Genomic DNA, 11,935 nt, shown 5'->3' with positions numbered 1-11,935 from the left:
TCAATAAATTAAAATTAACAATATATTCATGAGAACATTTACCTGAAAAGTTGGCACGCTTCTTGCTGAAGAAAAGGTACAACAGTTAACCATGATGAGTGACTCGACACGAACACAAGCCATCAGCGCCATCGCTTCCCTGCCCGTGGGCGGAGCAAGCGAAAGCGCCCCGGTCAGCATTGATTATTACGGAGCGGATGTCTTCAGCACGGAAGTGATGAAGAAGTACCTGCCCAAAGATACGGCAAAAACCCTCCTGGCCACTATCCAGGACGGACTTCCTCTGAACGCGGACATTGCCGCGGATGTGGCCCACGCCATGAAGCAGTGGGCTCTGGAACGGGGAGCCACTCACTATACGCACTGGTTCCAGCCCATGACGGGCTCCACGGCGGAGAAGCACGATTCCTTCCTGGACCCCAAGGGAATGGAACCCATCATGAGCTTCTCCGGCAAAAACCTGATTGTGAGCGAACCGGACGCGTCCAGTTTCCCTTCCGGCGGCCTGCGCTGCACCTTTGAGGCCCGCGGATACACCGCCTGGGACCCCACCAGCCCCGCCTTCATCAAGAGGCACGGGAACGGAGCCACACTCTGCATCCCTACCGCCTACTGTTCCTATACGGGAGACGCGCTGGATAAGAAGACTCCGCTGCTGCGCTCCCGCCAGGCATTGGGCAACGCCGTCAAGAAGCTGATGAGGTGCTTCGGCCTTCCGGATGAACACGTGACCATCACGCTGGGGCCGGAACAGGAGTACTTCCTCATTGACAAGAACTTCTACCTGAACCGCCCGGATCTGGTCCAGACAGGGCGCACCCTTTTCGGCGCACCTCCCGCCAAGCACCAGCAGCTGGAAGACCATTATTTCGGCTCCATCAAGCCCCGCGTCCTTAATTTCATGAGCGACGTGGAACAGGAACTCTGGAGACTGGGGATCCCGGCCAAGACCCGCCACAACGAAGTGGCGCCCGCGCAATTTGAACTGGCCCCTCTGTTTGAGGACGTGAACCTGGCGATCGACCATAACATGCTGGTGATGGAGGTTCTGCGCCAGCAGGCCAGCAAGCACGGCCTGGTATGCCTGCTTCATGAAAAGCCCTTTGCTGGCGTCAACGGTTCCGGCAAGCATAACAACTGGTCCATTTCCTACGGAAACAAGAACCTGCTTGACCCCGGCTCGGATCCGCAGCAAAACGCCATTTTCCTGACCGTCCTGACCGCCATCATCGAGGCCGTTGACAAACACAGCGACTTGCTGCGCAATTCCGTGGCCAGCGCCGGGAACGACCACCGCCTTGGCGCGAACGAAGCCCCCCCGGCCATTATCTCCATTTTCCTGGGCGCCCAGCTCAATGAAGTAATTGAGAATATGATCAACGGCTCTTCCGGCTGCGGCAAGCGCAACGATACGCTCAAGATCGGCGTGGACACGCTGCCCGTCCTTCCCCGGGACGCGACGGACCGCAACCGCACCAGCCCGTTCGCCTTCACCGGCAACAAGTTTGAATTCCGCGCACCGGGCTCATCTCAATCCTGCGCGGGTCCCATGATGACCCTGAACACCATTGTGGCGGAATCCCTCGATTCCCTGGCGGAAGAACTTTCTTCCTTCGCTCCGGAAACATTCCTGCCGCAGCTCCAGGAAACGCTCAAGCGCAGGATTTCCGAACACAAGAGAATCATCTTCAACGGGGACAATTATTCGGAAGAATGGGTGAAAGAAGCGGAACGCCGCGGCCTCCCCAACCTGAAAAACACGATGACGGCCCTGCACACCCTGGTGAATGAAAAGAATGTGGCCCTGTTTGAAAAGTACGGCGTCTTTTCCAGGCGGGAGCTGGAATCCAGGTTTGAGATTTTCCTGGAAGAATACCACAGGCGCATCCGCATTGAAGGCCGCCTGTCCTGGGAAATGGCTGCCACCATCATTCTCCCCGCTCTGCGCAATGAATACGAGCAAACCGTTTCCGCGCTCTCCAGGGCGCTGGACGCCAAGCGGACCAGCGGCACCGCCGCCCTGCAGAAGCTGGCGGACAAGCTGGGCGACGCCCTGGATTCCATCGTATCCGACCTGGATACCCTGGAAACGGCGCTTACGAGCTGCCATGAGGACATCCTCGTTGCGATGTCCCGATTGAGAACCAGCGTCGATGCCGCAGAAACCCTGGTGAACGACCGGTCCTGGCCTCTCCCCAAGTACCGGGAAATGCTGTTCATCTATTAGAGGGTGCACCGACGGGCTCCGGAGTTATGCCCCCCTCGCGGGTCAAGCCTCTGCCCGCAGGGGACGGCACGGCTCCGGAGCCTTGGCGCGCCCTGTTCCGGCCTCCTTTCCCCGCCATGTTCAACTGATCCCCACACCCTGAAAATCCGCGTCATTGACCGTAAAAAAACTTTCCTCCGGAGCCCGGCGGGCACTTAATTCCCCCGGCGGAAATCCGCGGTCCAGGATCACAGGATTCTTCCATCGCCATTATGCCTAAAGACACCTCCATTAAAAAGATTCTCGTGATCGGGTCCGGCCCGATCGTCATCGGCCAGGGCTGCGAATTCGACTACTCCGGCACCCAGGCCTGCAAAGCCCTCCGGGAAGAAGGTTATGAAGTAGTGCTGGTGAACTCCAATCCCGCCACCATCATGACGGATCCGGAGACCTCCCCGCGCACTTATATTGAACCGATCACCCCGGAGTTCGTGGAGAAAATCATCATCCGGGAAAAACCGGATGCCCTTCTCCCGACCCTGGGCGGGCAGACGGCCCTGAACTGCGCCATGGAACTGCATCGCAGCGGCGTGCTGGAGAGGGAAAAGGTGCGTATGATCGGAGCCAACGCGGACGCCATTGACCGCGGGGAGGACCGCAACCTGTTCAAGGAAGCCATGCTCCGCATTGGCCTGGACGTGCCGCGTTCCGGCATTGCGCACACCATGGAGGAAGCGCGCCGGGTAGCCGGGGACATCGGTTCCTTTCCCCTGATTGTCCGCCCCGCCTTCACGCTGGGCGGCATGGGAGGCGGCGTGGCGTACAATAAAACGGAATTTGAGGAGATATGCGCCCGGGGGCTGGATCTTTCCCCCGTTTCCGAAATCCTGATTGAAGAGTCCCTGATCGGCTGGAAAGAATTTGAAATGGAGGTAATGAGGGACCGCGCGGACAATTGCGTGGTCATTTGCTCCATTGAAAACATCGACCCCATGGGCGTGCATACCGGGGATTCCATCACCGTAGCCCCCATCCAGACCCTCACGGACCGTGAATACCAGGCCATGCGGGACGCTTCCTTCGCCGTCATCCGGGAGATCGGCGTGGAGACGGGCGGTTCCAACATCCAGTTCGCCATTAATCCGGCCAACGGCCGCATGATTGTCATTGAAATGAACCCCCGCGTTTCCCGTTCCTCAGCGCTGGCTTCCAAGGCCACGGGGTTCCCCATTGCCAAACTGGCCGCCAAACTGGCCGTGGGCTACACGCTGGACGAACTGCGGAATGACATCACGCGGGAAACGCCCGCCTGCTTTGAGCCCACCATCGACTATGTGGTTACCAAGGTCCCCCGCTTCACGTTTGAAAAGTTCAAGCAGGCGGACGAACACCTGACCACGTCCATGAAGTCCGTAGGGGAGGCCATGGCCATCGGACGCACTTTCAAGGAATCCCTGCAAAAGGCCCTGCGTTCCCTGGAAACGGGACGTTGGGGCTGGGGATTTGACGCGAAGGCTCCGCAGGCGCCTTCCGCAGAAGAAATCACGCGGAAACTGGCTGTTCCCACGGCGGAACGCATTTTCTGGATTCAAACGGCGTTCAGCAACGGATTTCCCCTGGATGAAGTGCAGCAGCTCACCCAGATTGATCCCTGGTTCCTGGCGCAAATGCAGGACCTGGCTAGAGCGGGCGACAGCCTGGACAAGCTGGATCTGCGGGAAGCCAAGAAGCTGGGCTTTTCCGACCGGCAAATCGCCCTGGCCCGGGGAACCACGGAAGAAAACATCCGGAAGGAACGTCTGGAACAGGGCATTGTGCCCGGATACCGGCTGGTGGATACCTGCGCCGCGGAGTTCGAAGCCTACACCCCCTACTTTTATTCCACCTATGGAGATGAAAATGAAGCCCGCGAAACAGGCAGAAAAAAAATCCTCATCCTGGGCGGCGGCCCGAACCGCATTGGCCAGGGGATTGAATTCGACTACTGCTGCGTGCACGCCTCCATGGCTCTGCGGGAAATGGGTTATGAAACCATCATCGTGAACTCCAACCCGGAAACCGTCTCCACGGACTACGATTCCTCCGACAAGCTTTTCTTTGAACCCCTGACGCTGGAAGACGTGCTTCATATCTGCGAGCAGGAGAAGCCGGACGGAGTCATCGTCCAGTTCGGAGGCCAGACTCCGCTGAACCTGGCCAACGCTCTGGAAGCCCACGGCGTGCCCATCATCGGCACCAGCCCCAAGGCCATTGACCTGGCGGAAGACCGCGAACATTTCTCCGCCCTGTTGAAGGAACTGGGGCTGAAACAGGCGGATGCAGGAACGGCCACCAATGTGGAGGACGCCGCCGCCATTGCCGCGCGCATCGGTTACCCGGTGCTGCTGCGCCCCTCCTTCGTGCTGGGCGGACGCGGCATGATCATTGTATATGAGGAAAAAGAACTGCGCCGGTACATGAATGAAGCCGTGGAAGCTTCCGAAGAACGCCCCGTGTTGATTGACCGCTTCCTGGAAAACGCCGTGGAGATTGACGTGGATGTCATCGCGGACAGGGAGCGCGCCGTCATCGGAGCCATCATGCAGCATGTGGAACCGGCGGGCATCCATTCCGGGGACTCCGCCAGCATGATTCCCGCCATGGGCATTTCCATGAAAATGCACAAGGAAATCACGCGGGCTTCCAAGGAGCTGGCGCGCAAACTGAACGTCTGCGGGCTGATGAACATCCAGTTTGCTGTAAAAGATGAACAGCTTTACGTCATTGAGGTGAATCCGCGCGCTTCCCGCACCGTGCCGTTCGTCTCCAAATCCATCGGAAGGCCCCTCGCCAAGCTGGCCGCACAGGTCATGGCCGGCAAAACGCTGGCGGAACTGGGCTTTACCCGGGAAATCACTCCGGAATACTATTGCGTGAAGGAAGCCGTTTTCCCATGGGGCCGCTTCCCGGGCATCGACGTGGTGCTGGGGCCGGAGATGAAATCCACCGGAGAGGTAATGGGCATTGATCCCGACCCGGACATCGCCTTCGCAAAATCCCAGGTCAGCGCATTCAATCCCCTGCCGACGGAAGGCAGAGTCTTCATTTCCGTGAATGACCGGGACAAGGAACGGGTGCTTCACATGGCCCGGCAGCTGGCGGACATGGGATTCACGCTGTGCGCCACGCGCGGCACGATGATTCACCTGCTCCAGCACGACATTGAATGCGAACGCGCCTACAAAGTCAACGAGGCGCGCCGCCCCAACATCGTGGACCATATTAAAAACGGGGACATTGATTTCATCATCAACACGCCCGGCTCCCACGACGCGCGAGCGGACGACATCATCATCCGTTCCTCCGCCATTGCCGCCAAAACCTCCTATTGCACCAACCTGGCTTCCGCGCAGGCCTGCGTGAACGCCATTGAGGCGCTGAAGAACAAAAATCTTCAGGTGTGCACCATTCAGGAATACCACGCCCAAAACCTTTAATCCCGCACCACCTACAGCATACTTACATCACCATGAGAGCCATTCTCGCACTGGAAGACGGAAGCGTCTTCATCGGTTCGCACTTCGGGGCCACGGGCACGGAAGTGGGGGAAGCCTGCTTCAACACGTCCATGACCGGCTATCAGGAAGTATTGACGGATCCGTCCTACAGCGGCCAGATCGTCACCATGACCTATCCCCTGATCGGCAATTACGGCGTCAACCCGGAAGACGGGGAATCAGACAAAGCGCAGGTCAGCGGTTTTGTGGTGGCGGAGCTGGCGAAGGTTCACTCCAACTGGCGGGCCACGGAATCCCTGGGCCCGTGGCTGGAAAAACAGGGCGTCATCGGCATTGAAGGGGTGGATACACGCAAAATCGCCAAGCATCTGCGCTCCGCCGGTGCCATGCGCGCTTGCCTCACCACGGAGCTGACTCCTGAGGAAGCCGTGGAAGCAGCCAGAAACGCCCCCTCCATGGAAGGCTGCAACATCGTGGACAAAATCGGTTCCCGCCCCATGGCGCCGGAGGAAGTGGATGCGCTGGTTACGGAAAAAGCTCTGCCCCCTGCGGAATACGATATCGTAGCCTTTGACTTCGGCATTAAATACAACATCCTGCGCCAGTTGAGGGAAAACGGCTTCCGCGTAACCGTAGTTCCCGCCCATACGAAGGCGGAGGAAGTGCTGGCCATGAACCCGGACGGAGTTTTTCTTTCCAATGGTCCGGGAGATCCCGCCACGCTGACGGACATTCACCGGGAAGTGGCTGCCTTGATTGGGAAAGTGCCCATGTTCGGCATCTGCCTGGGCCATCAGATTATTTCCCACGCGCTGGGAGCGAAAACCTTCAAGCTGAAATTCGGGCACCGGGGCGCGAACCATCCGGTCAAAGACCTGAAAACGGGTAAAATCAGCATCACATCCCAGAACCACGGTTTTGCCGTGGATCCGGCCACCGTTCCGGACGACGTGGAAATAACGCTGATCAATCTGAATGACAATACCGTGGAGGGCATAGCCCACAGGACGCTTCCCGTATTCAGCGTGCAATACCACCCGGAAGCGGCTCCCGGCCCCAGGGATCCCCAGTACCTGTTCCGGGACTTCAAGCAGATGATCGCCTCCACCAGGCGGCAGGAGGTACGCTGAGCCATACGGACCACCTTCAAGACCAGAGCATTTTTCTCGCCTCACAGGGAAAAATGCTTTATTTATGCACCGAAGCGCATGAATTTCATGCTCTGGGAGAGGGTTCCTTTCATCAATCACTCCCGCCAGCAAACCACCTACACACCACATGAGCAAAATCGCATTAATCTCCGGCATTACGGGTCAGGACGGCTCCTTTCTCGCAGAATTCCTGATTGATAAAGGGTATGAAGTACACGGCATCCTGCGCCGGTCCTCCTCCTTCAACACGGGACGCATCGAACACCTTTACCTGGACGAATGGGTGCGGGACATGAAAAAGAACCGGCTGGTCAACCTTCATTACGGAGACATGACGGATTCCAGTTCCCTCATCCGCATCATCCAGACCGTGCAGCCGGATGAAATCTACAATCTGGCAGCCCAGAGCCATGTGAAAGTCAGCTTTGACGTACCGGAATACACGGCGGAAACGGACGCCGTGGGAACCCTCCGCATGCTGGAAGCCGTCCGCATTCTGGGCATGGAAAAGAAATGCCGCATTTACCAGGCCTCCACGTCCGAGCTCTTCGGGCTGGTGCAGGAAGTTCCCCAGAAGGAAACCACGCCGTTTTATCCCCGCTCCCCTTACGGCGTAGCCAAGCAATACGGATTCTGGATCACCAAGAATTACCGGGAATCCTACGGCATGTTCGCCGTCAACGGCATCCTGTTCAACCACGAAAGCGAACGCCGCGGGGAAAACTTCGTTACCCGCAAGATCACGCTGGCGGCGGCCCGCATTGCCCAGGGCATGCAGGACAAGCTTTACCTGGGCAACTTGAACGCCCTGCGCGACTGGGGGTACGCGAAGGATTACGTGGAATGCATGTGGCTGATTCTCCAGCACGACAAGCCGGAAGACTTCGTCATCGCCACCGGGGAAATGCACACGGTACGGGAATTCTGCACGCTGGCCTTCCGTGAAGCCGGAATAGAGCTGGAATGGGAAGGGGAAGGCGTGGAAGAACGCGGCCGCGACAGGAAGACGGGCAATATCCTGGTGGAAGTGGATCCCAAATATTTCCGCCCTGCCGAAGTTGAACAACTGCTGGGAGACCCCACCAAGGCCAAAACCCTTCTTGGCTGGAACCCCACCTCCACGCCGTTTGAGGAGCTCGTGCGCATCATGGTGCGCCACGACATGGAATACGTCAAAACTCCCGTCCGTTTCTGAGATGAACAAAAACAGCAGAATCTTTGTGGCCGGACACCGCGGCCTCGTTGGTTCCGCCATCTGGAAATCTCTGGAAAACAAAGGCTATTCCAACCTGATTGGACGGACGCACCAAGAACTGGACCTGGAAGATCCTGCGGCCGTCCGGGAATTCTTTGACCGGGAAAAGCCGGAATACGTCTTTCTGGCGGCGGCGTTTGTGGGCGGCATCATCGCCAATTCCCGCTACCGGGCGGACTTCATCTTCCGCAACCTCCAGATTCAGCAGAACGTTATCGGGGAAAGTTTCCGGCATGGCGTATCCAAGCTCCTCTTCCTGGGGAGCACCTGCATCTACCCGCGCGAAGCGCCCCAGCCCATGAAGGAAAACGCCCTGCTTACCTCCCCGCTGGAATACACCAACGAACCTTATGCCATCGCCAAAATAGCGGGGCTGAAGATGTGCGAAAGCTTCAACCTGCAATACGGCACCAACTACATCGCCGTCATGCCTACGAACCTGTACGGCCCCAATGACAATTTCCACCTGGAAAACAGTCATGTGCTGCCCGCCATGGTGCGCAAGATACACCTGGCCAAGTGCCTGATGGAAGGAGACTGGAACGCCGTGCGGAAAGATCTGGATATGCGCCCTGTGGAACAGGTGGACGGAACGGCTGAAGAAAGGGAAATCCTGGCCGTGCTGGACAAATACGGCATCACCCCCGGTTCCGTGGAACTGTGGGGTACGGGAACTCCCCTGCGCGAATTCCTGTGGAGCGAGGACATGGCGGACGCCTGCGTCCATGTGATGGAGCAAGTGGATTTCAGCCAGTTGGAAGAAGGAGGCAGGGAAGTGCGGAACTGCCATATCAATATCGGCACCGGGAAGGAAATCTCCATCGGCGGACTGGCCCGGCTGATTGCCGCTACGGAAGGCTACCGGGGCAATCTGGTGTTCAACGCAGACAAGCCGGACGGCACCATGCGCAAGCTGACGGACGTCTCCAGGCTGCATTCCCTGGGCTGGAAACACCGGGTGGAGCTGGAAGAAGGAGTGGAACGCATTTACCGGTGGTATCTGAGCCGGACGTGCGCTGCCGGCAACTGACCTTTCCGTCGGCTCCCCCCTCACCCCATGACCAGCCACCCGGACAAGCAAAATCCACTCCCTGCTAAAGCCAGCTTGTGGGCGTTAAGCCCCCTGCTGGTTTTCTTCCTGCTTTACCTGGTCATCTCCATAGCCGTACAGGATTTTTACGCCGTCCCGGTAACGGTGGCCTTTACGGCGGCGGCCGTCTGGGCCGTTTTCATTACCCGCGGAAAAAGCATGGCGGAACGGGTGGATCTGTTTTCCTCCGGAGTGGCCAACCGGAACATCCTGATGATGATCTGGATTTTCGTGCTGGCAGGAGCCTTCGCCCAGGCGGCCAGGGACATGGGGGCCATTGACGCTACCGTCCAGCTCACGCTGCGGCTCCTGCCGGACAATCTGCTGCTTGCCAGCGTTTTCATCGCCTCCTGCTTCATCTCCCTCTCCGTAGGAACTTCCGTAGGCACCATTGTCGCCCTGGCTCCCGTAGCCACGGGGCTGGCGCAGGCCACTCAGGTCAGCGCCGGCATGATGACGGCCATTGTGGTGGGAGGAGCATTCTTCGGAGACAATCTTTCCTTCATTTCAGACACCACGATCGCCGCCACCCGTACGCAGGGCTGCTCCATGCGGGACAAATTTCAGGCCAACCTCAAGGTAGTGCTTCCCGCCGCCCTGCTGGCCCTGGCCTGCTACATCCTGCTCGGATGGAACGTGCAGTCTCCCTCCACGGCGGACACCTCCATTGAATGGATGAAAGTATTCCCCTATCTGCTCGTGCTGGCGACGGCCCTGGCAGGAATCCACGTCATGACCGTTCTGACCCTGGGACTCCTTGCCACGGGACTGATTGGCATCGGCATGGGTTATTTCTCCTTCATCGCCTGGTTCCAAGCCATGGGCAGCGGAATGACCGGCATGGGAGAACTGATTATCGTTACTCTGCTGGCAGGCGGCGTGCTGTCCCTCATCCGTTTCAACGGGGGCATCGCGTACATTATCGAAAAAATCACGGCCCATATCCGCAGCAGGCGCGGCGCGGAATTCAGCATTGCCGGATTGGTCTCCCTGGCCAACCTCTGCACGGCCAACAATACGATCGCCATCATCACGGCTGGCCCCATAGCCAAGGAAATCGGCGATAAATTCCATATCCCTCCCAAGCGCAGCGCGAGCATTCTGGACACTTTTTCCTGCCTGGTTCAGGGAGTCATCCCTTACGGGGCTCAAATGCTCATGGCCGCCGGAATCTCCCAAGTCTCCCCCCTGCTGATCATGGAATACCTGTATTATCCCCTGATTCTGGGCGTCTGCGCCACCCTTGCCATTGCGCTGCCCCGGGGAGGAAAGGGAAGACGGCGGAAACGCTGAAAAGCCCATGAGGGAAAAGGACGGCAAAGGCAGCCTTTTTCGTTACCGACATGTTATCCTTGTTATCCTCATGTTACTCAACAGATGGGATTCTTATGCTATCATACATGTATGAGCCTTCATATAGAACCCACGGAAGACGCAGTGGACACCCTGCGCAAGGAAAGGCGGAAAAATTATATTGCCGCATTCGCGACATCCATTCTCTCCGTCGTTTTGGCAGGAGCCATTCTCTACTCTCTGACGATCATCATCGCCCCCCCGGAAGAGCCCAAGGTCGTCGGCTACATTACGCCGGACGATGCTCCGCCGTCGGACACGCCTCCGCCGCCGGAAGTGCAGAGGGAAACTTCCTCTTCTTCCCACGCGGAAACGCCCGTCAAGGTTGTGGTGGCAGCGGCCGCCGCTCCGGTGAGCCTCCCCAAGATTGACATTGACGCGCCTGATGAACCCGTCATGCTGGAGGAAGGAACCGCCCTCGGCATGGGAGACGGCTTCGGCCCCGACCTGGGGGACTCCACTTCCGCCTTCGGTACGTCCCAACCTTCCGGAAGCACGCTGGTAGGGACCTTTTACGACACCAAGCAAACTCCTGGCGGACGTCCTACCAATCTTTCGCAGGAACAGTTTTGTTCCGTTCTTTCCCGCTTCATTAATCGGGGGTGGGATGAAAAGGATATGAACCGTTTCTATAAGGCGCCCCAACAGCTTTACGCAGCGCAGTTCTACGTTCCCAGAACATCCGCCAATGACGCGCCTAAGGCCTACGGTTGCGCGGACAAAGTCAAACCAAGCCGATGGATTGCCATCTATCGCGGCAAAGTGCGCGCTCCAAAATCCGGAACATTCCGCTTTGTCGGAGCTGGTGACGACGTCATTGCCGTACGCTTCAATAACGAAAATGTGTTTGATTATGGCTGGTTCCAGGCATCACTAGGGAAAATAACCGCTAATCCAAAATGGATAGCAGCCATGGAAAACAAACCCGGAAACGACGACCTGAAAAAGGAGCTTAAGAGTGTGGGCATCAATACCCCACCGGTCACTTTCTATAAGTACTCTTCCTCCGGACACTGGAACAGCTCGCTGGGAGGCGTTGCGGCCGGTAAAACATTCAAAGTGGAACAGGGAAAGGTATACCCTATTGAAATTCTGATTAGCGAAATTCCTGGGGGAGAATTCGGCATGGCCCTGCTTCTGGAGGAAGTGGGCATGCCCCCCCTGAACAAGGATCCTAAAACGGGAGCCCCCATCCTGCCTCTGTTCCGGACCAACTACGGCGTCCCGAAACCGGACAAGAACAAGGAACACGTGCCATTTGACGAAATCGGCATTGTTTGGGAATCCATCAAATAACCCGTCAGTTCCTCCCTTTCCATGCCCACAGGAAACCCTGTGGGCATTTTGCTTGCCCGTCCATAAAAGATAGCCTACGCTTCCGCC

7 protein-coding genes are annotated in these 11,935 nt (G+C 57.8%); all 7 read left to right on the top strand.

From position 1 onward, the window contains the following. The first annotated feature begins 91 nt into the window (after window positions 1–91). Window positions 92–2,227, top strand: a complete 2,136-nt coding sequence (locus tag CI070_RS02405; RefSeq protein ID WP_179218305.1) for a glutamine synthetase III family protein — start codon at window positions 92–94, stop codon at window positions 2,225–2,227. A 251-nt stretch (window positions 2,228–2,478) separates the two neighbouring features. Next, window positions 2,479–5,682, top strand: a complete 3,204-nt coding sequence (carB, locus tag CI070_RS02400) for a carbamoyl-phosphate synthase large subunit (RefSeq protein WP_094135549.1) — start codon at window positions 2,479–2,481, stop codon at window positions 5,680–5,682. Window positions 5,683–5,714: 32 nt separating this feature from the next. Further along, window positions 5,715–6,833, top strand: coding sequence for a glutamine-hydrolyzing carbamoyl-phosphate synthase small subunit (carA, locus tag CI070_RS02395; protein ID WP_094135548.1), 1,119 nt, complete (start codon window positions 5,715–5,717; stop codon window positions 6,831–6,833). A gap of 148 nt (window positions 6,834–6,981) precedes the next feature. Further along, entirely contained in the window at window positions 6,982–8,049 is a 1,068-nt protein-coding gene (gmd, locus tag CI070_RS02390; RefSeq protein ID WP_094135547.1) for a GDP-mannose 4,6-dehydratase, read from the top strand. A gap of 1 nt (window position 8,050) precedes the next feature. Next, entirely contained in the window at window positions 8,051–9,139 is a 1,089-nt protein-coding gene (locus CI070_RS02385; protein ID WP_094135546.1) for a GDP-L-fucose synthase family protein, read from the top strand. Between the two features lie 27 nt (window positions 9,140–9,166). Then, entirely contained in the window at window positions 9,167–10,492 is a 1,326-nt protein-coding gene (locus CI070_RS02380; RefSeq protein WP_094135545.1) for a Na+/H+ antiporter NhaC family protein, read from the top strand. 111 nt (window positions 10,493–10,603) lie between these two features. After that, window positions 10,604–11,848, top strand: coding sequence for a hypothetical protein (locus CI070_RS02375; RefSeq protein ID WP_094135544.1), 1,245 nt, complete (start codon window positions 10,604–10,606; stop codon window positions 11,846–11,848). Window positions 11,849–11,935 lie beyond the last annotated feature (87 nt).

This window comes from Akkermansia muciniphila (assembly GCF_900184965.1).
Taxonomy (GTDB): Bacteria; Verrucomicrobiota; Verrucomicrobiia; order Verrucomicrobiales; family Akkermansiaceae; genus Akkermansia; species Akkermansia muciniphila_A.
Note: the sequence above shows the minus strand (reverse complement) of the source record. Positions and strands in the feature narration are given on the sequence as shown.